Origin of the sequence: Catonella massiliensis (genome assembly GCF_016651435.1) — a bacterium.
Taxonomy (GTDB): Bacteria; Bacillota; Clostridia; order Lachnospirales; family Lachnospiraceae; genus Catonella; species Catonella massiliensis.
Genome location: NZ_JAEPRJ010000001.1, coordinates 1,734,930 through 1,761,211, shown reverse-complemented (window position 1 = coordinate 1,761,211; position 26,282 = coordinate 1,734,930). Strand labels below are relative to the sequence as shown.

26 protein-coding genes are annotated in these 26,282 nt (G+C 38.1%); 25 read left to right on the top strand and 1 reads right to left on the bottom strand.

The features are described from left to right. The first annotated feature begins 66 nt into the window (after window positions 1-66). Entirely contained in the window at window positions 67-1,254 is a 1,188-nt protein-coding gene (locus tag JJN12_RS08010; RefSeq protein ID WP_208429185.1) for a glycosyltransferase family 4 protein, read from the top strand. Between the two features lie 305 nt (window positions 1,255-1,559). Here JJN12_RS08010 and JJN12_RS08005 read toward each other — a convergent pair whose 3' ends face one another. Next, window positions 1,560-2,228 (bottom strand): TetR/AcrR family transcriptional regulator, encoded by a 669-nt coding sequence (locus tag JJN12_RS08005; protein WP_208429184.1) that lies wholly within the window; start codon window positions 2,226-2,228, stop codon window positions 1,560-1,562. A 424-nt stretch (window positions 2,229-2,652) separates the two neighbouring features. On the opposite strand from JJN12_RS08005, the gene trxB reads away from it, so the two are divergent. From trxB to JJN12_RS07885, 24 genes are all read left to right on the top strand, one after another. After that, window positions 2,653-3,600, top strand: a complete 948-nt coding sequence (gene trxB / locus JJN12_RS08000; RefSeq protein ID WP_208429183.1) for a thioredoxin-disulfide reductase — start codon at window positions 2,653-2,655, stop codon at window positions 3,598-3,600. A gap of 90 nt (window positions 3,601-3,690) precedes the next feature. Beyond that, window positions 3,691-4,011, top strand: coding sequence for a thioredoxin TrxA (gene trxA, locus JJN12_RS07995; RefSeq protein WP_208429182.1), 321 nt, complete (start codon window positions 3,691-3,693; stop codon window positions 4,009-4,011). A gap of 198 nt (window positions 4,012-4,209) precedes the next feature. Continuing rightward, complete coding sequence (grdA, locus tag JJN12_RS07990; RefSeq protein ID WP_208429181.1) at window positions 4,210-4,683, top strand: glycine/sarcosine/betaine reductase complex selenoprotein A; 474 nt, start codon at window positions 4,210-4,212, stop codon at window positions 4,681-4,683. A 220-nt stretch (window positions 4,684-4,903) separates the two neighbouring features. Further along, complete coding sequence (gene grdC, locus JJN12_RS07985; RefSeq protein WP_208429180.1) at window positions 4,904-6,439, top strand: glycine/sarcosine/betaine reductase complex component C subunit beta; 1,536 nt, start codon at window positions 4,904-4,906, stop codon at window positions 6,437-6,439. Between the two features lie 21 nt (window positions 6,440-6,460). Beyond that, window positions 6,461-7,618, top strand: coding sequence for a glycine/sarcosine/betaine reductase complex component C subunit alpha (grdD, locus tag JJN12_RS07980; RefSeq protein WP_208429179.1), 1,158 nt, complete (start codon window positions 6,461-6,463; stop codon window positions 7,616-7,618). A 101-nt stretch (window positions 7,619-7,719) separates the two neighbouring features. Then, window positions 7,720-8,109, top strand: a complete 390-nt coding sequence (locus JJN12_RS07975) for a GrdX family protein (protein WP_208429178.1) — start codon at window positions 7,720-7,722, stop codon at window positions 8,107-8,109. Between the two features lie 560 nt (window positions 8,110-8,669). Further along, window positions 8,670-9,950 (top strand): glycine/sarcosine/betaine reductase component B subunit, encoded by a 1,281-nt coding sequence (locus JJN12_RS07970; RefSeq protein WP_208429177.1) that lies wholly within the window; start codon window positions 8,670-8,672, stop codon window positions 9,948-9,950. Window positions 9,951-9,960: 10 nt separating this feature from the next. Further along, window positions 9,961-11,274 (top strand): glycine reductase complex selenoprotein B, encoded by a 1,314-nt coding sequence (grdB, locus tag JJN12_RS07965; protein WP_208429176.1) that lies wholly within the window; start codon window positions 9,961-9,963, stop codon window positions 11,272-11,274. Between the two features lie 186 nt (window positions 11,275-11,460). Then, window positions 11,461-12,858, top strand: coding sequence for an alanine/glycine:cation symporter family protein (locus JJN12_RS07960; RefSeq protein ID WP_208430358.1), 1,398 nt, complete (start codon window positions 11,461-11,463; stop codon window positions 12,856-12,858). 315 nt (window positions 12,859-13,173) lie between these two features. Then, window positions 13,174-14,220 carry a selenide, water dikinase SelD gene (gene selD / locus JJN12_RS07955; RefSeq protein ID WP_208429175.1) on the top strand — a complete coding sequence of 349 codons (1,047 nt, stop codon included), beginning with the start codon at window positions 13,174-13,176 and terminating at the stop codon, window positions 14,218-14,220. 63 nt (window positions 14,221-14,283) lie between these two features. After that, window positions 14,284-15,678 carry an L-seryl-tRNA(Sec) selenium transferase gene (gene selA, locus JJN12_RS07950; protein WP_208429174.1) on the top strand — a complete coding sequence of 465 codons (1,395 nt, stop codon included), beginning with the start codon at window positions 14,284-14,286 and terminating at the stop codon, window positions 15,676-15,678. Then, window positions 15,678-17,597 carry a selenocysteine-specific translation elongation factor gene (selB, locus tag JJN12_RS07945; RefSeq protein WP_208429173.1) on the top strand — a complete coding sequence of 640 codons (1,920 nt, stop codon included), beginning with the start codon at window positions 15,678-15,680 and terminating at the stop codon, window positions 17,595-17,597. Before selA ends, selB begins: the two co-directional genes overlap by 1 nt. Continuing rightward, window positions 17,597-18,514: a selenium metabolism-associated LysR family transcriptional regulator gene (locus JJN12_RS07940; protein WP_208429172.1), complete on the top strand. Its 918-nt coding sequence runs from the start codon at window positions 17,597-17,599 to the stop codon at window positions 18,512-18,514. Before selB ends, JJN12_RS07940 begins: the two co-directional genes overlap by 1 nt. Window positions 18,515-18,662: 148 nt before the next feature. Then, entirely contained in the window at window positions 18,663-19,280 is a 618-nt protein-coding gene (locus JJN12_RS07935) for a GDSL-type esterase/lipase family protein (protein WP_208429171.1), read from the top strand. 241 nt (window positions 19,281-19,521) lie between these two features. Then, entirely contained in the window at window positions 19,522-20,892 is a 1,371-nt protein-coding gene (locus JJN12_RS07930) for a hypothetical protein (RefSeq protein ID WP_208429170.1), read from the top strand. Between the two features lie 7 nt (window positions 20,893-20,899). After that, window positions 20,900-21,730, top strand: a complete 831-nt coding sequence (locus JJN12_RS07925; RefSeq protein WP_208429169.1) for a hypothetical protein — start codon at window positions 20,900-20,902, stop codon at window positions 21,728-21,730. A 235-nt stretch (window positions 21,731-21,965) separates the two neighbouring features. Then, a complete protein-coding gene (locus JJN12_RS07920; protein WP_208429168.1) occupies window positions 21,966-22,448 on the top strand; it encodes a hypothetical protein in 483 nt (160 codons plus the stop codon). Continuing rightward, window positions 22,448-23,284 (top strand): hypothetical protein, encoded by an 837-nt coding sequence (locus tag JJN12_RS07915; RefSeq protein ID WP_208429167.1) that lies wholly within the window; start codon window positions 22,448-22,450, stop codon window positions 23,282-23,284. The genes JJN12_RS07920 and JJN12_RS07915 overlap by 1 nt, the downstream gene beginning before the upstream one ends. Before the next feature lies 1 nt (window position 23,285). After that, on the top strand, window positions 23,286-23,924 hold the full coding sequence (locus JJN12_RS07910) for an ABC transporter ATP-binding protein (protein WP_208429166.1): 639 nt from the start codon (window positions 23,286-23,288) through the stop codon (window positions 23,922-23,924). Beyond that, window positions 23,921-24,454, top strand: coding sequence for a hypothetical protein (locus tag JJN12_RS07905; protein WP_208429165.1), 534 nt, complete (start codon window positions 23,921-23,923; stop codon window positions 24,452-24,454). Before JJN12_RS07910 ends, JJN12_RS07905 begins: the two co-directional genes overlap by 4 nt. A gap of 204 nt (window positions 24,455-24,658) precedes the next feature. Beyond that, complete coding sequence (locus JJN12_RS07900; protein ID WP_208429164.1) at window positions 24,659-25,291, top strand: Fic family protein; 633 nt, start codon at window positions 24,659-24,661, stop codon at window positions 25,289-25,291. Between the two features lie 226 nt (window positions 25,292-25,517). After that, window positions 25,518-25,694 (top strand): hypothetical protein, encoded by a 177-nt coding sequence (locus JJN12_RS07895; protein ID WP_208429163.1) that lies wholly within the window; start codon window positions 25,518-25,520, stop codon window positions 25,692-25,694. Window positions 25,695-25,704: 10 nt separating this feature from the next. Beyond that, window positions 25,705-25,989: a hypothetical protein gene (locus tag JJN12_RS07890; protein ID WP_208429162.1), complete on the top strand. Its 285-nt coding sequence runs from the start codon at window positions 25,705-25,707 to the stop codon at window positions 25,987-25,989. A 39-nt stretch (window positions 25,990-26,028) separates the two neighbouring features. Next, the gene (locus JJN12_RS07885; RefSeq protein ID WP_208429161.1) at window positions 26,029-26,190 is read left to right on the top strand and encodes a hypothetical protein; all 162 of its coding nucleotides are present in this window, start codon (window positions 26,029-26,031) and stop codon (window positions 26,188-26,190) included. The last annotated feature ends 92 nt before the right edge of the window (window positions 26,191-26,282 follow it).

Sequence of the window (26,282 nt, the reverse complement as noted above, 5' to 3'; positions counted from 1 at the left end):
AGTTTTCAACAATTTCCAATCGAATAAAAAATTCTATGAGAAACCGCATGCAGATAGGAGATATAAATGAGAATATTAAATATAATTGCTCAAAAGCCTATGTCTACGGGTAGTGGTATATATCTGACCGAATTGGTGAGAGTAATGGCTGAACAGGGACATACTCAGGGGGTGGTTGCAGGAGTGTATAAGGAGGATGTTGTGAACCTGCCTGATTCTGCGAAGTTTTACCCTGTATACTACAATTCACCTGAGCTGCCCTTTAATATATTCGGAATGTCGGATGAGATGCCTTACGAGAGTAGCCGTTATTGTGACATGACTCGCGATATGGAAGAGAAGTTTAAGAAGGCATTTTTAACAGTGATTGAAAGAGCTGTGGAGGAGATTAAGCCTGATATTATCTTATGCCACCATCTCTACCTCCTTACAAGTCTTGTGAGGGAGAGATATCCTCGCACAAAGGTATATGGTTTCTGCCACAATACTGATATCAGGCAGATGGGCAAGCATAATCTTGAAAGAGATTATATTATAGAAAATGTAAGAAAGCTTGACAGGATATTTGCGCCACAAAAGGCTCAGGCAGATGAGGTTGTAAAAGCCTATGGTGTAGAGGAAGATAAGATTACACTGGTTGGGATTGGCTACAATCAGAGTATATTTAATGCTGTAGGACGCACAGAAGAAAAGTCTGTTAAACGCCTGCTTTTTACAGGAAAGGTGGCAGAGAAAAAAGGAGTTATGAGCCTTTTGAGATGTCTTAATAAACTTGATATTCCTGAAGATAAACTGGAGCTTACTTTGGTAGGTGGAGCAGGGAATGAAGAAGAGTATGGGATTATAAAAGAATTAGCAAAGAACTGTAAATATAAGGTGGAGTTCACAGGAAGGCTAACCCCTCTTCAAGTTGCAGACCGATATAGAAGCAGTGATATCTTTGTTCTGCCATCATTTTTTGATGCCATACCTCTTGTTGTGATAGAGGCTCTTGCCTGCGGTATGAAGGTTGTAGTGACAACCCTTCCGGGAGTGCCTGAATTCTTTGCGAATAACGCACCTGAAGCTAATATAAGATATGTCAAGCTGCCCACCCTTGTAAATATGGATGAGCCAGTAAAAGAAGAACTGCCAGAGTTTGAAGCAAGGCTTGCAAAGGCTATTGCTGAAAGCATTAATGATGAAAGCAAGGCTAATGCTGACTGTGTATCAAAGCTTTCTTGGGAGAATATATTAAAAAAGGTACTGGAATAAAATAGAAATGGTACAAGAAAGAATGTTTAGTTACAGGATTCTTTCTTGTATTTTTTTGCAAAAAAAAAGAAAGCAGGTTCCCAGATTCCTGCTTTCTCCTATTCACATATGATGGTATTGTGTGAACCAAAGATGATATTATAATATAATATATCATGCAATTTGTAAAATTGTTTTATATGATATTAATACAATATTTATAGATAAAATACTATAAATAAATCATGATTATCCCATTGCAGATGGGATAAAGCTTGGGAAAAGCCTCAACTAGACTTTTTATAAGAAATTCAGTTGATGTTTTTCTAGTCTGTTTTAATTATAAATTCAAGGGTGGTCATGAACTGAGTTGTTAATTCATCGGTGTCTACTTCCTTGTTATCTTTTCTGTATACAAGCACCTGCTCCAAAAGAGCCTTAAAATAAGCTATAATCAAACTATTGGCAATAGTAACATTTTCCTCGCTCAATCTGTTGCCATCTAAGCCTATAAGTGGTTTTAGTATATCAAGACATCTGATGTTTATATTTTTCCCTACATACATGCTGTGCGTCTTCGAGGAGTGTTTATACTCTTCGTCTGGAAAGATGGTGTAATACTCTTTGAATATAGATGTCAGGTCATCGCTATGTCTTCCAAAAAAAAAGTTGTGATATATCTCAGGATACTTAAATGCGTTCAGACAGAAGAAACGCCATATTTCAAAAAAGTTTTCCTTGTCGGATAAGTTACGGTCGCTTAATTCCGCCGGTGAATGGATATACTGTTCAAAGAACTTGACGGAAGCTAACGATATTAGGTATTCAGCATCCTTAAAGTATGTGTATATTGTAGAATTGTGAAACCCCGCATTTTTAGCGATACTTCTGATGTGAATGCTATTAAAGTTATCCTCTTCAATAAATTTGTAGGTTGCTATAACGAAGGAACGAAGATTTTTGTTTCTCTGTTCTTTAGTTGCTTTATGTGCCAATTTATCTAACCTCTTTCAATAATATTAAAAAGATGACTCATTGTCGTTATTTAGGGCTTACGCGCATGGATATAATATACTATAATGGTGCGGATGTCAAAAATATAATAATCAGCTCTTATATACTTACCTTCAATGCTATATCTAGTTGAAAGTAAATTAAAATAGAGGTAATGACGGCAATTTCTACAATAAAAGCACTTAAAAATGATGAAAAAGTACAAAAGTAGAGAATGCGTTTAAAAAGTATTTTACAAATATGGTAGATGTGTTGTATAATAGAATGTGCATGATGTTGTAAATCAAATTATTGAATAAAATTTGTGAGATTTTGCAATTAAATGCAAGATCTTGCAAATTTTTGCAAATCATTTGGCTATATCCATATAACTTGGATTGAAAATGAAAAAAAGGAGTGTGAACTATGAGTAAGCTGTATGATGTAATTATTCTTGGGGCAGGACCTGGCGGCCTTGCAGCAGGCCTTTACGGTGGAAGAGCCAGACTTTCTACTCTTATCATTGAAAAGGGAAGTGATGGCGGACAGATAGCAATCACAGATGAGATTGAGAACTATCCTGGACAGGTTCTTGAAGGAGAGAGCGGTCCAAGTCTTATTGCCAGAATGACAAAACAGTGTGAGCATTTTGGATGTGAACGTGTAAGCGACACAGTTGTTTCTGTTGAGCTTAAGGGTGATGTAAAGAAGGTTACCTGTAATAATGGTACTTATGAAGGAAAGACAGTTATTATTGCAACAGGAGCTTATCCAAGACCAATTGGCTGTGAAGGAGAGAAAGAGTTCGCAAGTAAGGGTGTATCTTACTGCGCTACCTGTGATGCTAACTTCTTCGAAGGCTTTGACGTATATGTAGTTGGCGGTGGAGACTCAGCTGTTGAGGAAGCTATGTATCTTACAAAGTTTGCAAGAAATGTTACTATCATTCATAGAAGAGATGAGCTTAGAGCTGCTAAGTCCATTCAGGAGAAGGCTTTCAAGATTGAGAATCTTCACTTTATGTGGGACAGTGCTGTTACAAAGCTTTATGGAGACGGCATCCTTTCAGAGATGGATGTTAAGAATGTAAAGACAGGTGAGGTTACTCACATTGTAGCAAATGAAGATGACGGTATGTTCGGTCTCTTCGGTTTCATCGGAAGAATCCCTAACTCAGACCTTTTCAAAGATACAGGTCTTGAGCTTGATGAGAGAGGCTACTTCATTACTGATGATAACATGCGTACCAACATCCCTGGTGTATTTGTAGTTGGTGATGTTAGAGTAAAAGAGCTTCGTCAGGTTGTAACTGCTGCAGCAGATGGTGCTATCGCAGCAACAATGTGTGATAAGTATGTAAACGGACTTATCTAATTATACAAGTATTACAATCTAATCTTTTGTAGTACTGTATCAATGAAATTAGATAATTTAATAAAATACAATTTATAGGAGGACATAGATATGTTAGAAGTAAATAAGGAAACATTTGGACCAGAGGTACTTGAGGCTGACGGATATGTATTCGTTGATTTTTACGGTGATGGCTGTGTACCTTGTCAGGCTCTTATGCCATTTGTACACGGACTTGCTGATGAGTTTGAAGGAAAGCTCAAATTCTGTGCACTCAACACAACTCAGGCTCGTCGTCTTGCAATCGGACAGAAGATTTTAGGACTTCCTGTTATGGCTATCTACAAGGGTGGCGAGAAGGTTGAAGAGCTTGCTAAGGAAGATTGTACAGAGCCAGCTATCAGAGCTATGGTTGAGAAGTACGCAAAGTAATTAAACCAAAAGTAATTTAACCTATTGTAAAAAAATCTAAAATTACTGTGGTTTTTACATGAATTTTTACAATAATTATAGTGTATTCCCAGAGTATTGAAATTTTATTGCAACTGTGATAAACTATGAGTTGTATTAAAATGCGTTTAAAGCATAAGCTTTAACGATATATTGAAACACTTTTGAAAGGAGAATATGATGGCTATCTTAAAAGACAAAAAGGTAGTAATCATCGGCGATCGTGACGGTGTACCGGGCCCAGCTATTAGTGCCTGTGTAGAGTCAGCCGGTGGTGAAGTAATTTTTGCATCTACTGAGTGCTTCGTTTGAACGAGCGCAGGTGCAATGGATCTTGAAAACCAGAAAAGAGTAAAGGAATTTTCAGAGAAGTACGGTCCTGAGAACGTAGTAGTAGTTCTTGGTGCAGCAGAGGGTGAGGCAGCAGGCCTTGCAGCTGAGACTGTTACAGCTGGAGATCCTACTTTTGCAGGTCCATTGACAGGAGTTCAGCTTGGACTCACAGTATACCATATTTGCGAACCAGAGATAAAAGCAGAAGTTGATGCAAGCGTTTATGATGACCAGGTTAGTATGATGGAGATGGTTCTTGATGTTGACGGAATCATTGAAGAGATGACTAACATCAGAAACGAGTATTGCAAATATCTATAAATAAGCTTTGCAATTTAAGAGTTAAGAGGTGGCGATGAGGTTTAACTGCCTCATCGCCATTTTTGTGATTGTAGTTTTTAATGATTCAATTATCATCCATTGAGTGTCAAAAATTACTTCAAAAATATTCTTACAAGAAAAAGAAATCAACATTTGGGGGATATTTATTATATAACCAAGTGCTTAGAAGGTAAAAAACTAATAAAACGAGGTGGAAAGTATGAACAGTATTATTAAAGGAACAGGTTATGCACTTGCGCATACACCAAGCATGATAATTCACAATGGTTCTACAGCTGTAACTGAGAAGATTGTTAACCCTGATTCAGAATTCTTAAAGGGTGTACCAAGTCATCTCAGAAGCTATCAGGATGTTGTTGATTACTGGCCAAATCAGGTTTACATTGGCAATGCTACACCTGCTCAGTTCAGAGAGGTAGAATTCCCTTACTTTGACAAGAAGATGGCAGGTGCTGAGAGATACGGTAAGTTTGGTGAGATTATGCCTGAGGCAGAGTTCCTTCTTTTAGTTCAGGCTAGTGATGTATTTGAAGTAGTTATGCTTGAGAAAGGCTTTGTAGCAGCTCACAAGGCTGAGCTTGCAGCAGATCCTGTAATCACAGAAGATATAATGGCAAGAGTTCACGAAGGTTTTGAGCTTTCAGAAATCGAGCAGTTCGTTAATAATGACGGTGCAGAAGGTCTTTATTATGGGGAGACACTTGTAGGCTGCGTTAAGCGTGCTCACGATATCGACGTAAACCTTTCAGCTGAGGTTATGCACGAGAACCTTGTAAATAAGGCTTCAAGCGTACTTGCAGTACTTCACTCACTTAAGAGCACAGGCGTAGCTAAAGAAGATGTTGAATACGTTATCGATTGTTCAGAAGAGGCTTGTGGTGACGTTAACCAGCGTGGTGGCGGTAACTTTGCAAAGGCTGTTGCTGAGATAGCTGGTCTTGTAAACGCTACCGGTTCAGATGCAAGAGGCTTCTGTGCAGGTCCTGCACACGCTCTTATCGAGGCTGCTTCACTTGTTAAGGCAGGTGCTTATAAGACAGTTGCTGTAATCGGTGGTGGCTGCGTACCTAAGCTTGGTATGAACGGTAAGGATCATGTAAAGAAGGATGTTCCACTTCTTGAGGATTGTATTGCTTCTTTTTGTATTCTCATTGCTGAGAATGACGGTGTAAGCCCTGAGATTAACCTTGAGATCATTGGACGTCATACAGTTGGTACAGGTTCAGCTCCTCAGAACGTAATCGGAAGCCTTGTTGCTGATCCACTTGAGAAAGTAGGACTTAAGATTACTGATATAGATAAATTTGCCACAGAGATGCAGAATCCTGATATTACTAAGCCAGCAGGAGCAGGAGACGTTCCTGAGGCTAACTATAAGATGATAGCTGCTCTTGCTGTAAAGAAGGGTCAGATTGAGAGAACTGAGATTCCTGCTTTCATCGAGAAGCATGGTCTTGTAGGCTTTGCTCCTACTCAGGGACACATCCCATCAGGTGCTCCATATATCGGATTTGCTAGAGAAGATATCTTAGCCGGCAACATCAAGAAGGCTATGATAGTTGGTAAGGGTTCACTCTTCCTTGGAAGAATGACAAACCTTTTTGACGGTGTTTCCTTTGTAATTCAGGCTAATACTTCTGCTGACAGCAAGGAAAGCGGAGTATCAGAGGAAGAGGTAAAGGGACTTATAGCTAAGGCTATGAAAGAGTTTGCAGCATCTTTGGTAACAGAATAATCTGAGGAAGGTGGAAATGTAATGGGAAAAGGAATTGAAAAGATAATTGCCGATACCTTCCTTGAAATGGCTGAAGGCCTTGAAACAGGAAGCTTCGGTAAGAGACCTAAGATTGCGCTTACAGGTATGGGTTCTGAGCATGGCGAAGAGACTACCATGAAGGCTGCGATTGAGGCTGCAAGAGATGGGATTGATGTATATTACATCGGTACTCTTGAGGCAGAAGGAGTTACTACTGTTAAGGTTAGTAACGATGAAGAAGGACATGATAAAATGGACGAAATGCTTGCATCAGGCGAGATTGACGGCGCGGTTACAATGCATTATCCATTCCCAATCGGTGTATCTACAGTAGGACGTGCAATTACACCTGGTGTTGGTAAGGAACTATTCATTGCCAATACTACAGGTACTTCAAGCACTGACCGTATTGAAGGTATGATAAAGAATGCTATCTATGGTATCATCACAGCTAAGGCTTGTGGAGTTAAAGAGCCAACAGTAGGTATTCTTAACGTAGATGGTGCAAGACAGACAGAGAAAGAACTTAAGAGACTTCAGGAAGGCGGCTATGACATCCGTTTCACAGAGTCAAGCAGATCTGATGGCGGCTGTGTAATGAGAGGTAACGATGTATTAAGGGCTACTCCTGATATCATGGTTATGGATTCACTTACAGGTAATGTAATGAGCAAGATGCTTTCTTCCTTCACTACAGGTGGAAGCTACGAAGCAAGCGGATTTGGATACGGTCCTGGTATTGGCGAGGGATATAAGAACTTAGTTATGATTATTTCCCGTGCTTCAGGTACTCCTGTTATAGCAAATGCTATCCGCTATGCAGCGCAGCTTGTAAGAGGAAAAGTATTTGATGTGGCTGATGCTGAGTTTAAGGCTGCCAAGAAGGCCGGCCTTGATAAGATACTTTCTGAGCTTAAGGCTGCTCGTGAGAAGAGCGCAGCTCCAAGTGAAGACGTAAAAGAGCCTCCAAAGGAAATAGTTACAGCTCAGATTCCTGGCGTAGAAGTTATGGATCTTGAAGATGCTGTTAAGGTACTTTGGAAAGAAAATATCTATGCTGAAAGTGGTATGGGTTGTACAGGTCCTATCATCAGAGTATCTGATGCAAATAAGGCAAAGTCAGTTGAAATACTTCAGAAGGCAGGATATGTAAGCTAAGACTAGTTTTACATAGTAAGACAATATACCGGCTGCAGTTTCTTTACCATTTAGATAAAGATGGCTGCAGCCGTAAGTTTTTTGTATAAAGGTGAAATTAAATGAAAAAGCAAGAAGTTTTGATAGTTACTAACAATCCGTTGGTTAAAGAAAAAATAGAAGGTAATTATAACATTGACTTTGTAGAGGGTGACATTCTAAATGTTATGGAAAAGTTAAGAGACATGATACATAAAGGTTCAGTACTCCTTACTCACCCGCTCTCTGGCAGTATCAAACCGGGACAGACACCTTATAAGTCAGTTATGGTTCATATAGTTGAGGGAGATGTAGACGCAGACTCCCTGCTTATGATAGAAGATGCGATTGATAACTGCAAAAAGTTTGTTAAGAGAGCAGACGAATTTAGAGAAGGAACTGACGAGGATAAACAGTTCATAGATTTTACTTTGATTTCAAGTGGAATTGAATCCTTCGAAGCACTCAAATAGTTATATATTAAGAACCTTAGTTTTGTAAGCAGGGTATACCTGCTTGTGAAAGGGTTCTTTTTTATTGATATTTTACTATAAATAATGAAAAATTATGACTTAAGATTTAAAATGAAATTCTAGCAGAAAAAATTGTAAAATATAAAAAGTTACAATCATAGTTATATTTTGTGCAAAAAAATACAATTATCAGAAAATAGTATAAATAACGGGCATATCTATGGTAAAAATATACAATGACCCTTTTTGTGCAATATTTAAAATAAGCACGCTTATGAACGCGATTACATTCTTAAAACTATCGAAAACATAGAAAATACAGAAAATGTGCATTTTTTGGATTACAATATTAGTGAAATATGATATAATATAGGAGGTTTCAAGTAGGAAAGTATTATTTAATTTTCCTATAAATGATTTAAGTGTTGGAACATGATTTTAGTAATAAGGATAATAATTATGAGTGGTTGAATCATAATACAACATCCCTATGATTAAAACGATTTCAGACATTTGAATTGTTTGAAAATAATACACATTATGATTAGGAGGTATGAGTTGTGAAACTGGAACTTGGAAAGATTTTCATCAAAGACATCCAATTTGCAACAACGTCAAAGATCGAAGGCGGAGTTCTCTATGTGAACAAAGAAGAGCTTATTAAGATAGTTCTTGAGCAGGAGAAGCTTAAATGTGCTGACTTTGACATTGCTAAACCAGGCGAGTCCGTAAGAATTACACCTGTTAAGGACGTAATCGAGCCTAGAGTAAAGGTAGAAGGAAACGGAGGCATCTTCCCTGGTGTTGTAGCCCCTGTTGACACAGTTGGTTCAGGAAAGACCTATTGCCTTAAGGATATGGCGGTAGTTACTTGTGGACCTATTGTTGGTTTCCAGGAAGGTATCATCGATATGACCGGTCTTGGAGCACAGTATACACCATATTCAAAGTTACTTAACCTTTGCCTTATCTGCGAAGGCGTTGATGGAGTTGCTCCTCACGACTATGAGCATGCAGTTCGTATGGCAGGTCTTAATGTAGCTGCTTATATCGGTGAGCTTGCTAGAAACCTTACACCTGATGAGACAGTAGTATATGAAGCGCCTACACTTAAAGAAGGCTTTGAGAAGTTCCCTGGACTTCCTAGAGTTGGTTATGTACAGATGCTTCAGAGCCAGGGACTTCTTCACGACACCTATGTATATGGTGTTGATGCGAAGAAGATCCTCCCTACAGTACTTTATCCAACAGAGGATATGGACGGAGCTATCATCTCCGGTAACTGTGTTTCTTCTTGTGATAAGAACCAGACTTATGCACATCAGAACAACCCTGTTATTGAAGACTTGTATGCAGAGCATGGAAAGACAATCAACTTTGTAGCACATATCATTACAAACGAGAACGTATACCTTGCTGATAAGCAGCGTTCATCAAACCAGACAGCAAAGCTTTGCGAGATGCTTGGACTTGATGCTGTTATTATATCTGAGGAAGGTTTTGGTAACCCTGATACAGACCTTATTATGAACTGTACAAAGATTGAGGCTAAGGGAATTAAGACTGTTATTATTACTGATGAGTATGCAGGACGTGATGGTAAGTCACAGTCACTTGCAGATGCAAATGCAGCTGCAAATGCTCTTGTAACCGGCGGTAATGCTAACCAGGTTGTTATTCTTCCTAAGCTTGACAAGGTTATCGGTACTCTTGCTTATGTTGACAAGATTGCCGGAGCTAACGAGCATACACTTAGAGAAGATGGTACACTTGAAGTTGAGCTTCAGGTAATTACCGGAGCTACAAACGAAATGGGATTTAATACACTTAGTGCGAGATAAGGAGAAAATCATGGCAAAACTTAGAGTTGTTCATTATATCAACCAGTTCTTTGCACAGATTGGTGGCGAGGAAAAGGCTGATTATGCAGCTGAGCTCCGCGTAGGAGAAAAGGTAGGTCCTGGTGTGGCACTTGCTGCAGAGTTTGGAGAAGAAGCAGAGATAGTAGCTACTATCATCTGTGGAGATAGTTATTTCAATGAGAATCTTGATAAGGCTAAGGCTGAGATTATCGAGATGGTTAAGTCACAGAAACCTGATTTATTTATTGCAGGACCTGCATTTAACGCAGGACGTTATGGCGTTGCCTGCGCTACTATAGCAGCAGCAGTTAAAGAAGAGTTAAATATTCCTGTTGTTACAGGTATGTACGAAGAGAACCCTGGTGTAGACATGTTCAAGAACGAGGTATATATCGTATCTACTAAGAACAATGCAGCAGGTATGAGAGATGCAGTTAAGAAGATGGCTCCACTTGCTCTTAAGCTTGCAAAGGGAGAGCCAATCGGTGCATCTGTAGAAGAAGGATATTTCAACCAGAATCAGCGTGTTAACTTCTTCGAGTCTAAGAGAGGCTCAAAGAGAGCAGTAGAGATGCTCCTTAAGAAGATAGCTGACAAGCCATTCGTTACTGAGTATCCAATGCCTGTATTCGATAGAGTAGAGCCAGGTAAGGCTATCAAGGATATGAGCAAGGCTACAATAGCTGTAGTTACATCAGGTGGTATTGTTCCAAAGGGCAATCCGGACCACATTGAGAGCTCAAATGCTTCAAAGTACGGCACTTACAGCATGGCTGGTCTTGATACTCTTGACAGTACAAATTCAGAGACAGCACACGGTGGTTACGATCCTGTATATGCTAACGAGTTAGCTGACAGAGTAGTACCTCTTGATGTACTCCGTGATATGGAGAAAGAAGGAGTTATCGGCAAGCTTCACGAGTTCTACTATTCAACAGTTGGTAACGGTACTGCCGTTGCATCAGCTAAGAAGTTCGGTGAAGAGATTGGACAGAAACTTCTTGCAGCAGGAGTAGATGCTGTTATTTTAACCAGCACGTGAGGCACCTGTACACGTTGCGGTGCAACGATGGTTAAAGCAATTGAAGCAACAGGTATCCCTGTAGTTCATATCTGTACAGTAACACCTATTTCACTTACTGTTGGTGCTAACAGAATCGTACCAGCTATTGCTATCCCTCACCCACTTGGTAATCCTGCATTACCAGCAGATGAGGAAAAAGAACTTCGTCGTAAGATAGTTCAGAAGGCACTTGATGCACTCTGCACAGAAGTTGATAAGCAGACAGTATTTGATAAATAATGTCTAGTCTTGTATCCCTCCGCAAGGCTAGACTTGCGGGGGGATACTCTTTTAGAAAAATACCCAACAAAAGTCTCAGATTTGGTTGAGGTCTGAGGCTACTGATATTAGGAGGAGGGAAAGGGTATGATAGATTTAACGAAATTTTTTGTAATGGCTTTAGATGCTACAGCAGAGCCTAGCGCAATGGACAAGGCTGCAAAAGTGGTTGACCAAATGAGCGGCTTTGTGTGGAACAACATTCTTTTATTTGTTCTCCTTGGTGCAGGCCTGTACTTCACGGTTAGAACCGGATTTGTTCAGATTCGCCATTTTGGCAGAGCCTGGAACAGAGTATTCGGTGATTTCTCTCTCAGTGGTTCTAAGGCAGGTAAAGATGGTATGAGTTCATTCCAGGCACTTGCAACTGCAATTGCAGCACAGGTTGGAACCGGTAATATCGCCGGTTGTGCTACAGCTATAGTTGGTGGTGGCCCGGGAGCAATCTTCTGGATGTGGCTTGCAGCCTTCTTTGGTATGGCTACAATCTACGGTGAGGCTTGTATGGCTCAGGCAACCAAGATAGTTGATAAGAACGGAGAAGTAACAGGTGGTCCTGTTTACTATATTACTAAGGCCTTTAAGGGTGGATTCGGTAAGTTCCTTGCTGCTTTCTTCTCTGTAGCTATTATCCTTGCACTTGGCTTCATGGGTAACATGGTTCAGTCTAACTCTATAAGTGATGCATTTAAGACAGCATTTGGTATTCCTGCTTGGATTATAGGTATTGCAGTAGCGGTTATAGCAGCATTTATCTTCCTTGGTGGTATCGGCCGTATTGCTTCCTTTACAGAGAAATGTGTACCTATAATGGCTGCACTTTATCTCATCGGAGGCTTTATTATTCTTATAATTAATTATAAGAATGTACCAGGCGCATTTGCTTCTATCTTTACCTGTGCATTTAATCCTGCTGCAATTGCAGGTGGTGCCGGTGGTATCGTAGTTAGAGAAGCAATAAGAAGAGGTGTATCAAGAGGTCTCTTCTCTAATGAAGCAGGTATGGGTTCTACACCACACGCACACGCTATCGCTAAGGTTGATAAGCCACAGGATCAGGGTGAAGTTGCCATGATAGGTGTATTTATAGATACCTTCGTAGTACTTACAATGACAGCTCTTGTTATTCTTTCAACTGGCGTACTTGATGGAAGATATGGCAGCAATAATGAACAGATTGTAGACGGAGTTAAGAAAGCATTTACAGGTACAGCAGTGGCACAGGCAGCGTTTGCTGATGGATTCTCAAGTATAGGTCCTAAGTTTGTAGCGCTCTGCTTATTGTTCTTTGCCTTCTCAACAATTATCGGATGGTACTTCTTCGCGAGACAGAACATCAAGTACCTCTTTGGTGACAAGGCAATAGTTCCTTTCACTATAATCGTTGTTATATGTATCTTCTGCGGTTCACTTCTTAAGGTAGACCTTGTTTGGAATCTTTCAGACCTTTTCAACGCTCTGATGGTACTTCCAAACATCCTTGCACTCCTCTTCCTTGGAGGCAAGATAGCTAAGTTTGCTAAGGGTGACAAAGTAGAGATGTAAGCATAAAATAGGTGTTACAGTACAGACTTATATCCAAATTGTTGTAATATTAGGCCTACGGCTTGATTGCAATATATTAAAAATGCATTGCAAATAATTTGGATTGGACTTAGATTAAAGTTGATTACAGGGGCTGAGAAATTTGGCCTCTGTTTTTTGAGTCTATTCGTTAAAAAAATAACAATAAAACTGTGGTTTAATTGCAAATTTTTTGCAAAATTGTAGACCACTTGAAAATTTGTAACTGTGTATAGTATAATGATTCAGTGTATATATAGATAATTTTTATCACTAAGAATAAATTTAGGAGGTTACATGAGTAAAGAAAATGTAAAACTGACATCTCTTACCAAGGCATCGGGCTGAGCCGCTAAAATAGGTCCTGAAACCCTTGCTCAGGTTATGAGCAAGTTGCCTAAGTTAAGATATGATGAGAACCTTTTAGTAGGTCTTGATACTTCAGATGATGCGGCTGTATATAAAGTCAGCGACGATGTGGCTATTATTCAGACACTCGATTTCTTCACGCCTGTAGTAGATGATCCATACCTCTTTGGACAGATTGCTGCGGCCAATGCCCTTAGCGACATCTATGCTATGGGTGGAACAGCAAAGGTTGCCATGAACATAGTTGCTTTCCCTAACTGCCTGTCTCCGAGCGTACTTGGAGATATAATGAAGGGTGGTGCAGACAAGGTAGCTGAGTCAGGGGCACTTCTTATAGGTGGACATTCAATACAAAATGATGTTCCTCTCTATGGACTAAGCGTAACCGGATTTGTGCATCCGGAAAAAATACAGAAAAACTACGGCGCAAAAGAAGGAGACATCCTTATTATAACCAAGCAGGTTGGTACCGGTATAGTAAGTACCGCAGCCAAAGTAGACATGGCTTCCAAGGAAGCTGGGGAAGAGGCAATCAAAGTTATGACTACACTTAACCGCCTGCCAAAAGAGATAATGGATAATTACCCTGTTCATGCCTGCACAGATGTAACAGGCTTTGGACTCTTGGGACATGGAGTAGAGATGGCTGAGCCAAGTGAGGTTTCTTTTGAATTATATGCAGATGAGATTCCTTATGTAACGGAGTCAATGAGCCTTGCGGAAATGGGAATGATTCCTGAAGGAGCGTATAAGAATAAAAAATACTTCGATTCAAAGGTTGACCTTAGTGGAGTAAAGGAAGTGTATGGAGACTTACTCTTTGATCCACAGACCTCAGGCGGACTCTTATATGCAGTAGAAGCTAAGTATGGAGAAGAGATTATTAAGGCACTTAAGGGTTCTTCACTTGCAACCGAGGTAGCTATTATCGGTAAGGTTGTACCAAAGAAGGAAAAACTAATATATGTGAGATAAATCCTCGGGTTCTGGCAGAAAATGTCGGACTCGACCGGATTTTCTGCGCGGAAAGAAGGGGAAATGGATAAGAATGTATTGTATAGGAGTATACCCAAGGTGGATATACTCCTTGAGAAGGATGAAATTAAGGCAGTAATATCAGAATACGGACACGAGATAGTGATGGATATCATAAGGGAGGAGACAGACAGACTCCGCCTTTTAATTGCAGAAGCAGACAGTGAAACAGGGCTTAAATCTAAGATAGACAATCTTACGGACACAATCGTAAATGAAGTAAAGAATCTTTTTAAACCAAAAGTAAGAAAAGTAATCAACGGTACAGGAACTATATTGCATACCAACCTTGGCCGTGCGCCTATTACAAGGACTCAGGCAGAATTGCTTAAGGACATAGTCTGTGGTTATTCAAACCTTGAGTACAATCTTGAATTAGGTAAGAGGGGAGAGCGTTATTCGCATTTTGAAAAACTCTTATGTAGAATAACAGGAGCCGAGGCTGCCATGGTGGTTAACAACAATGCAGCCGCAGTTATGCTCATCCTCAGCACTATGGCAAAAGGCGGAGAAGTAGTTGTATCCCGTGGCGAGCTCATAGAGATAGGCGGTAAGTTTAGAATACCTGATGTTATGGAGCAAAGCGGTGCGAAGCTTGTAGAAATAGGTACCACCAACAAGACACATCTTTCTGACTATGAAGAGGCTGTCACTGAGGATACTAAGGCTTTCTTAAAGGTACATACCAGTAACTACAGCATAGTAGGCTTTACCCAGAGTGTTACGGCAAGTGAGCTCAAGCCTCTTGCTGAAGATAAAGGACTTCCTATCATTGAGGACCTTGGAAGCGGTGTGCTTATTGACCTTGCTAAGTTTGGTCTCACACACGAGCCTACAGTACAGGAAGCAATAGAAGCAGGAGTGGACGTAGTCTGCTTTAGTGGAGACAAGCTTCTTGGCGGGCCACAGGCGGGTATCATTATCGGTAAGAAGAAATATATCAATATGATGAAGAAGAATCAGCTTACCAGAGCGCTTAGAGTTGATAAATTCACTGTTACCGCACTTGAACTTGTATTACTTTCATACTTAAATGAAGAAAAAGCTATATCTGAGATACCTGTTCTTAAGATGATTAGCGAGACCTATGACTCGGTTAAGGAAAGAGCAGGAAGGCTTGCAGATATTATTAGAGATAAGTGTAAACATGCAGAGATAACCATAGAAGACTGTGAATCGCAGGTGGGAGGAGGCTCCCTGCCTCTTGAAAGAATCAAAAGTGTGTCTGTAGTTATTAAGCCAAAAAATATAAGCGTAACTTCCCTTGAGGAGATTATGCACCACTCCAGACCTGCCATAGTTGCAAGGACAGCAGAGGATGCCATTTGGATGGATGTACGTACCCTGCTTGACGAAGACTTTGAGACTATTGGCAGCCTGTTTGGAGGTGTGCTTTAATGAAACATATTATTATAGGAACCGCAGGACATATAGACCATGGCAAGACCACCCTCATACATGCACTTACAGGGCGTAATACAGACAGGCTTAAGGAAGAGCAAAAGCGTGGTATTACCATTGAGCTTGGTTTTACCTGGTTTGACCTTAAAGACCATACCAGATGCGGTATCATAGATGTGCCGGGGCATGAGAAATTTATAAATAACATGGTTGCCGGAGTAGTTGGTATGGACCTTGTGCTCATGGTTGTGGCGGCAGATGAGGGAATCATGCCTCAGACTAAGGAACATCTTGATATACTTGGGCTTCTTGGCATAGAAAAGACAATTCTGGTGCTTAATAAATGCGACACTGTGGATGAAGAGTGGCTTAGCATGATGGAGGAAGATGTCAAAGAAGAGCTTAAGGGAACGATAATGGAGGGTGCTCCTGTGGCTAGGGTATCTGCCATGACGGGAGATGGTATAGAAGAACTTAAAGAACTTATACTCCATATGGTTAAGGACGATGTAAAGGAAAAGGATGTAAACAGCATTCCTCGTCTTCCTGTAGACCGTGTATTTTCTATGCCGGGCTTTGGAACTGTTGTTACCGGAACCCTGCTTTCAGGCTCCATAAGTAAAAATGATACCCTTGAGGTATTTCCTATAGGTAAAGAGTGTAAGATAAGAAATATCCAGGTACACGAAACCAATCAGGATAAGTGCGAAGCCGGACAGAGGGTGGCTCTCAACATATCTAACATACATAAGGATGAACTTCACAGGGGCTGTGTAATTGCGCCTGTGGGAAGTATGGAGAATTCGCGCCTTATGGATGTAAAACTCACAGTACTAAAGGATTCCAATAGAAATATTAAAAATAGAGACAGACTCCACCTTTTTACGGGAACCAGCGAAATCCTCTGCAGGGCTATTCTTCTTGACAAGGATGAGCTTGTTCCGGGAGAGACTGGGCTTGCGCAGCTTCTACTTGAAGAGGAACTTGCAACCAAAAGAGGCGACAGATTCATAGTCCGCTTCTACAGTCCACTTGAGACTATCGGTGGAGGTATAGTCCTAGAGCCAAATCCAAGAAAGAAAAAGCGTTTTAATGAGGATGCCATAGAGGAACTGCTTAAGAAGGAGTCAGGTTCTCTTGCAGATGTCTGCGAGCTTAATATAAGGGCTGAGACTGAGGATTTGATTACTCTAAAAGACCTTGCCAAAAATATGTCACATTCCGCAGAGGAGCTCCGCCCTTATCTGGATGAGCTAATTGCTGATGGCATTATTTATGAATTTCCTAAGAACAAGGATATTTTCTTCTGGCACAGGGACAATGCTTTTATTCTGTCTCAGGAAATTGTCAGGGATTTGAAGAAATTCTATGAAAAATATCCTTACAGGGCAGGAATAAAGAAGGCTGAGATACATTCATCCTATATGAAAAAGGTAAAATTAAATGTATTTGAAGAATGTATCAATAAGCTCGTTTCCGAGAACCTCATAGAAGTAAGAAATGAGTATGTATGCCTGCCGGGTTATGAGATAAATAAGGATGAAACCTACCTTTCTATAGAAAAGCTGCTTACGGATACTTTTGAGACTGCAGGCTATGCTTTCCTTAGATTTTCAGAAATCGACAAGAAAAAGTATAGTGATGAAGTGGTGATGGATGTACTTAGAGTGATGATGGACGAGGAAAAGGCTGTAAAAGTCGGCATCGAGCTTGAAATGTACACAATGAAGCACTTTATGGATGTAGCCGAGCAAAAGGTGAGGGAACATTTTAAGACAAATGAAATTATTACTATTTCAGAAGTAAGGGAAATGTTTGAAACAAGTAGAAAATGTGCTAAGCCAATAATAGAATATATGGATGTGATAAAGGTAACAAAGAAGGTTGGCGGCGAGACGGAAAGGGTGGCGTATTAATGACATTAAAACAATTGGAAGCATTCGTAAAGATTGCCAATAATAGAAGCTTTACACTTGCTGCAAAGGAGCTGTTCATTACCCAGCCTACGGTAAGTGCCTATATCAACAACCTGGAAGAAGAGCTGGGAGTCAGGCTGTTTGACAGGACAACCAAAGAGGTCCAGTTATCGGATGAGGGAGACAGAATCTACCTCTATGCCAAAGAGATACTTGAGCTTGCTGACAAGATACAGAATTCATTTTCAATGGATGAAGACAACAAGGTAAGACAGGTGGTTATATCTACCTCTTCTATACCGGGACAGTTCCTTGTACCTGAGATTCTTTCAGCATTTAAGAAAAAATTCCCTGATGTGGACTTTAGGGTAAGAGAAACTGACAGTGCAGGGGTGGTAGAGGACATTACCAACCATATGGCAGACATCGGCATAGCCGGTACTGAAATCAACAGCAACAAGTGTAACTTTATTCCATTTTATGATGACGAGCTAATCCTCGTAACTGAGAATTCTGAGAAATACAGGAAGATAAAGGAGAGAGAGACCAACCTTAACTGGATAAAAAATGAAGATTTCATTATGAGAGAGAGTGGCTCAGGTACAAGAAAGGAGGCTATCAAGCTTCTTGAAAGCCAGGGCATATCTCAGGATGAATTAAAGGTAAGTGCAACCTTTGGCAAGACAGTGACTGTAATTAATTCTGTTATCAACGGTCTTGGAATAGCCATGATGTCAAGGCTTGCGGTATCCGGAGAGCTTGAAAGAGGAGAACTCCTTGAATTCAAGATAAGTAAGGAGGGCGGTTACAGAAAGCTTTATCTGGTAACAGAGAAGAAGAACAGGCTTTCAGACGGCTGTAGAGACCTTATGGGAGTAATTGCTAAGCTGTACAAGATTAGTATCAAAGAAATTTAATTAAATATAGCTGCTTGCTTAAGCCACATACAGGTGTTACACTTGTTATGTGGCTTATTTGAATGGATAAATTAGGCTAAGAGGATAGCAGGTAAGAGATTAAATAAACGAAAGTTTATACAGTAAGTGTGAGAAATGGAGGAGAAGTATGAAGAAGTGTTTATTTTACGGCGATTCCAATACCTATGGAGTAGATGTAAGGGGCGGACATAGTGGGGCGAGATATCCTGAGAATCAAAGATTTACGGGTATCTTGGCTAATGAATTAAAGGGTGAATGGGAATTCATCGTAGAAGCTAAGGTGGGCAGATGTATACCATCTATGGACTTTGAACTTGAAGAATTTGAAGAGGTTATAGAGAAGGCGGGGCGTATTGACCTTTTGGCTATTATGCTTGGAACCAATGATTATCTAAGCTATAGCAAGCCTGATGCAGATAGGGTGGCAGGGAGGATGAAGGCTCTGATAGACAAGCTATTTGAAAATGAAGCCTACAGCAGTAGAAAGACAGATATACTGCTTATAGCTCCTCCTAAACTTGATTTTACAGGTGACAGATACTATGAAAAGTTTAGTACCTTGGATGGTGGCTTATCTAAGGCTCTTCACAATGTGGCAGAGGAAGAGGGAGTGCATTTTGCTGATGTGGGCAGCCTTCGCTTGCCGCTTGAAAAGGATGGGATACATCTAACTATAGAGGCCGAGGAGCCTGTAGCTAAGTATTTGTTAGATGTATTTAGAGAATTGAAAGTGCATAAAGATTAGCTTACAGGAAGATGGTATACAGGCACTTTTACATTTTTATGATACTGCTGACAGCAGGCTGTTAAAAGAATGCCTTATGGGATGTATAAAAGGAAGGGATATGTAGTGAAGCTGTTTATGAAAGATTATGACTTTTTCTGAAGAAAAATAGGCTAAAATTTTTCAGAAAATATCATGGTAATGTTAGTGGGTGTATGGTATGATGATTTAGTATACTCAATTAGAAAGAAGGTATGATTAGTTGAAAAAAATAAACATTATTAAAATTTCCATAATTACCATAATGGCAATAGTTTTACTACTAAGTATAGGAAAAAACTTAAACTTAGCTACAAACAATAATTTATTAGTTAAGTTTATTAATAATGTTTTTGGAAGTGAAGAAAATAATGAAAAAAAAATTTCCGAACCTTCTACTAAAGTAGAAAATAAAAATGCAGATAATTTAGTGTCTTCGAGAAATGAAGAAGATAAAAACAGAGCATCCTATTCACAAAATTCCAATAACGAAGAAAAACGCATGTTCGAAGAGATTAGTAGGGGATGGTATGGCACAAAGGTCATAACACAGAATGATAATATTGTAAGTAAATATTATAAGTTTACAATACACAACACTACAACATCTAAAAAATTAGGAGACTTTAACTATTGTGATGATTTGGGGCATGTTGATAAGGACGGAAACACAGTAGATGGTTATTCGTATTTTATTATAAGTGCAACAATAGAATGTTTAGAGGTAGATAGATATTTTGGTGTCCTAAGCTTAGGAAACCTATACATATTAGCTTATAATGATACTAATCGGAAAATGGGGCAAGAACTTCTTACAGCAAATAATGATGTCCCAATGAACAGTAAAAGTGCTATGATGGTAAAAATGAAAAAGGGAGAAAAAAGAGATTTTAATTTAGTATTTTTAGTAGAGGACAAATTCATAAATGACAAGGCAGTTGATTTTTACCTTTATATTAATGAAAATGGTTCCGCTCAGGGAACCAATGATAAATATAAGTCTTTAGTAAAATTAGATTATAGGAATACATCTTCTGCAACAGATACAAACAAAGATGAAAAACATATTTTTAATGAGATTAGTAAACAACAATATGGTATAAAAGTTGTAACACAAAATGATGTTATTGAAACTGCCTATAACAGATATACCATTAATAAAATATCAACATCTAAAAAACTGGGAGACTTCAACTATTCTGATGATTTGGGGCATGTTGATAAAGATGGAAATGCAATAGATGGTTATTCTTATTTTATTGTTAATACATCTTTGGAATGTTTAGATGTAGATGAGGTAATTGGAGGTTTTTATTTAAATACTATAGATATATTAGTGTATAAGGATACTATACAGCAGACAGGCTATGAGATGCTGAGTTCCAATAATGATGTTCCAATGAGCAACAAAAGTGCATTTAAGGTAAAGATGAAAAAGGGAGAAAAAAGAGATTTTAATTTAGTATTTTTAGTAGAAGATAAATTTATAAATGATAAGAGTGTGGACTTTTACCTGGATATTAATGATAGAGGTGTTTCACCGGGAAGTGATGATGAAAATAAACGTATAGTAAAATTAGATTATGTAAGGTAGGCAATTAATGAAAACAATTTATACTAATGAAGTAAAGAGAGCCTTTAATACTATAGGTATGAAACTGGCTTTGCTTATAGGCTGCGGTTTATCTATATGGCATGTTGTGTCCGTAATAATACCTCAAAGCAGCCAGATTGGTTATGAATTATCTGTTGAAGCTATAGATCCATTATATGTGCCAACAGGCTTATTTAATAACTGGATGGGGAATGAGCTATACCCGATTCAATGCTATATATTTTACCTTATATTGCCGCTTCTTGCAGTACTTCCCTTTGGAAGCTCATTTTTTGAGGACAGGAAAAGTGGATATATTATAAATGTATGTACTAGAGTGGATAAAAAGACTTATTATAAGGCTAAATATCTGGCTGTATTTTTGTCAGGTGGAGTAGCAGTGGCCACACCTTTGCTGCTAAACCTGATAATGTCATCTATGTTCTTACCTGCACTTTTGCCGGATAATGGCTCCAATGGGACAATATCACCTGTAACCATGTTATATGAACTCTTCTTTACACATCCACTGATATATATACTTATGTTTATAGTTATTGATTTTCTATTTGCAGGGGTAATAGCTACACTTTCACTTAGTTATACATATTTTACGGAGCATAAATTTGGTGTACTTATAGTGCCTTTTGTATTTTATTTTTTTATTTACTCTCTGACAAATTTAATCAATAGAACGGAATATTCCCTGTTCTTTATGCTAAATGGCGGAGCAAACAATAATTACTTGTTGGTATATATACTTTATTTTCTGCTGTTTTTTGTATTATCCTATATAGTTTTTATGTGGAAAGGGAAGAAACAGGATGTTAAAGCGTAATTTAAACTTAATCATTATATCCATGTTTTTATTTTGTGCCTTATTCCTATACTATACTGCAAGTCCGTATAATGGAATTTATTACTACAGGGCACTTTATACCTTGGCTGATGCTTATGTTTATTTTTTGGATCCGAGAGTATATGGTATGCTTATCCTACCTTTTGTCATCATATTATTTACCAATTTAATAAAGTATGATGATGAAGTAAACTGTTTAATTCGACTCGGAAGTGTGAAGAGATTAGTAAGCAGAAGGATGAAGAAAGGAATAATATTTTCTGCCATATGTACTGCTTTTGTGATGATAGTGGTGACCTTTATTAGCAGTTTACAGACCGGAACTCTTATCAACTGGGGGAGTGAGAGCAGTATTTACTTACTTAAAACTGAACATTCTTCTAATATAGGTTTTATAATAGTTTTTATTATCGCTGCTGTTACACTGCTTATAAGAAACTTTTTTGTATGCCTTTGGATTATATTTTTGGATTTGAGGCTTCATAACAGCATCATAACATTTATAATTTTGCTTTCAGTTGTAGCTTTTGAAATGTTTCAGAGGATAATTCCGTTATTTTGTAATTTTTTAACTATTGATTACAGAATGTGGGATAGCATGGGATTTAAGATGGGTTATTTGTTATACATTATTTTAACCTGCATTATTTATTATGTATTGATGAAACAGTGTATTAAGAAGAAGGAGTGGATTTAGTGGCTGATAATATCCTTTTATTAAAAAGGCAGATAAAGCATGATGTTAAAAATGGAATTTGCAGAAGATATAAAGTATATTTGCTTTTCATCATACTGCTTTCTGTCATTTTAGCATTTTGGAATAAGAAAATTAGCTTGAATATGGATAATAAAGCAGGGCTTATCGACTATCTTATGTATATTTTTTCTGGTAAAGAAGAGGTTGGGACGCTAACAAATCAGGATATTTTTGATATACCGATAGCCTGGCTGTTTGTACATATATATGTACTATTTGGAATAGGTACATATCCGAAAGCAGAGTACACTGAAAGGGGATACCAGTTTTTAATTAGAGCAGGAAATAAATGGTGCTGGTGGATTGGAAAGTGTGTGTATATTTTCTTTAGTGTAATTCTTTATTATTTATGTATAGTATTTACAGGCTCCATATTTTCAGCATTACATGGTGGCAATAATACTGTAATTAATAAAGAAATTTGTGAAAGAATGTTGAGAGTTGATATTAGCAATATATCTGGTATTAAGATGTATTTATGCCTTGTAATAATGCCGGTATTGCTGTTTTTAGTTATTAGTTTTGCCTGTATGTCCATATCATTTCTTTCTAACAATATTTTAGCTATAATAATGCTAATGGGTTATTTATCGGTATCAGCATACTGGTGTAATGCTCTTTTGTTAGGAAATTATACGATGCTATTAAGAGTTCACAAAATGCCATTTACCATAGGAATTATTATTTCTATAATTGTTTTATTCTTATGTGGAGTCTTGGGGTACAGATATTTTAATAAACTGGATATTTATGGCAAAGAACAGGAGGGAATCTAAGATGTATGTAGAAATAGAAGCTTTAACAAAGATAATTGATAAAAACAAAGTATTGGATGATGTTTCCTTGGAAATGGATAAAGGGAAAATTTATGGAATAAAAGGTAAGAACGGCAGTGGAAAGACTATGCTGCTTCGTGCTGTCTGTGGTTTAATAAAGCCTACTGAGGGACTGGTAAGGGTTAGCGGGAAGCAGATAGGAAAAGATGTGACATTTCCTGACAGTGTAGGAGTTCTGATTGAAAATCCAGGCTTTATTCCATCATTATCTGGATACGATAATTTAAAAATGCTAGCGGATATAAAGGGGTTAATAGGAAAAGAAGAAATAGAAGCGGCAATGGAAAAGGTCGGACTTGAGAAAGCCTGCTTTAAGAAGAAATATAAAACATATTCTTTGGGAATGAAACAAAAGCTTGGAATTGCAGCAGCTATAATGGAAAGTCCTGAATTAATCCTGCTTGATGAGCCGACTAATGCCTTAGATGAGGAAAGTGTAAGAAAATTACTTGATATTTTAAAAGAGGAAAAGGAAAGAGGAGCCTGCATAATACTGGCTTCGCATGATATGGAGGAGTTAACTTTGTTATCTGACATTATTTTCATACTGGAAGAAGGAAGAGTGAGGAAGGCAGAGTGAAAAAAAGGGTTATTTTAGGCGCAGTTATTTTGCTTGTTGTATTGTATGCTTTTAGAGTGTATAAAGTAAATAGTGAAATCCGTGCGGTTAAGGAAGATATGATACCATTTGGGACTGAGAGAGAAGTAACTAACGGTGTAACTATGAAGGTAAATGGATACACAGTTCTTTCTAAAGAGGAAGCAAAGGAAAAATATGATTATGATTTGGAAATGGATGAAGAAGTGAAAATATTCTTGGTTAATGTAACATATTTCAACAAGACTAATAAAAGCGAAACTGTGGATACCAGACCTAATTCTATTGAAAAAACAGGATATTCAACAGCAACTGAAATGATGCTTTACTCTTTATGCAATCAATTTGATTTAGATGTCACGTTGAAGTCCGGAGAAAAGAAAGAAGTAATATTGCCTTATATTTTATATAAGTTTCAATTTGAGCAAGGTGAATGGGAAAAATTAGAAGATGAAGTGTTTTATATCTCCAATTCCAGATATCCCGTAAAGACAAAGTGGATGTTAAAATAAAGAATCGCATAAGCTTACTGATATTTAGGGATATATCTATCTTTTTTCTAAGTCTGGTTTTACAAAGGGATGTTTGGAGAAGGCTGAGATTATTGACAAGGTTAAACTGGTTAGTTATGATATTGTTAAAGCAATTAAGCATTGAGAAAATACCGAAAAAGTTGTGGGCATCGGATAAAGAATAAAGAAAAATAGGAGTTGAATATGGATAAAAAGGCTAATATTTTTTTAGCAAAAAAGCTATTTGCTGAGCTGGTTTTTAATACCGCCTACATAGAGGGCGTAAATGTTACATTTCCACAGACACAGGCCATTATTGACGGTGCAATAGTAAATAATGTACCGGTATCGGACATACAGACAGTACTAAACTTAAGGGATGCCTGGAAATCTATGTTAGATACCCTGGATGAACCACTTACATTTGAATATATATGTAAGATAAACAGCCTGGTATCCAGGAATGAAAGCTTAGAATGGGGAGTGCTAAGAAGCGGTACTGTAGGAGTAGGAGGAACAGATTATCTACCGCCTATTCCCGTTAAAGCCGATGTAGAAAAGAGAATAGAAGAAATAAATAATATTCCTGATATCTATGAAAGAGCGATAGAATATTTTTGTTATTCAGTAAGAGGACAGCTTTTTTGGGACGGAAATAAGAGGACTTCAACGATAGTAGCAAGTAAAATACTGATAAGTGAGGGTAAAGGAGTACTGACCATAGGAAAGAAGGAAGCTTTGAGCTTTAATGAGGCACTTTTACATTTTTATGATACTGCTGACAGCAGGCTGTTAAAAGAATGCCTTATGGGATGTATAAAAGGAAGGGATATGTAGTGAAGCTGTTTATGAAAGATTATGATTTTTTTTGAAGAAAACATAGAGCGGCTATGTTTATAGGGCGTGAAAGCAAATTAACTTTGTTAAATAAATTATATGAATGATTAAGCCATGACTTTTTCCGAAATTAATGCAACTAAAAATGTGCGGAAAATGTCATGGGCTTTTTTGAATATATATGCTATCATATAAGCATATTATTAAATTTAATTGGAGGTTTTGTATGAATAAGTCTATCTTTTGCATTTGTGCTTCTTCACTTTCCGGTGCATTGCTACAGGTGAAAAATGATGTGGCTAATTACATTGGCTTTGCAATGGCTGCGGTATCAATTATAAGCGGTGTGATGGTGATAAGAGAAGATATTAAGAAAAAACGCAGCAGCAAGAAGGATGCGTGAGTAGAATATTATGTTAGATAAATTAATATCGGCAGGTGTTTTTGGACTTGTATTTGTGGTTGTTTTAAATGCTATGTATAGAAACAGAAAATTTTTGGAGAACAACTATGTTAACAGGTTTAATAAAACGACAAAAATAATCATCTACATAATATCGCTAGTTGCAATTATGATAATTTTAGTTTCTACTCATATTACAGGTATTCCTGCGGCACTTTACGCAGCATTAAAAGCTGTTTGCTGGGCTATAAATGCGGGTTTACTATTTTCTATATTGCGGGAAAAGGAAGATTAGTGTTCCTGCCTGTAATTGATAAGCGTTAAAGGGGAAAATATGGAGACAATGGAATTGATGAATAGCATAAAAATATATTGTAAGTATATTATAGCCTTTATTCTATATATAGGACTGCTGCTGATAGGTGCCATTGGTGGCGGAACAAGACCTGGTAAAGATATATGGGATGACTTAGTAAGGTGGGTAAAGAAAAACTAATCAAAAATTATGGTGATTGAATCAAAAAGGCTTTCTTTGTTTTATTAATATAGAAGGTCTTTTAATTTTGTATATTTTGTATATTTAAATCC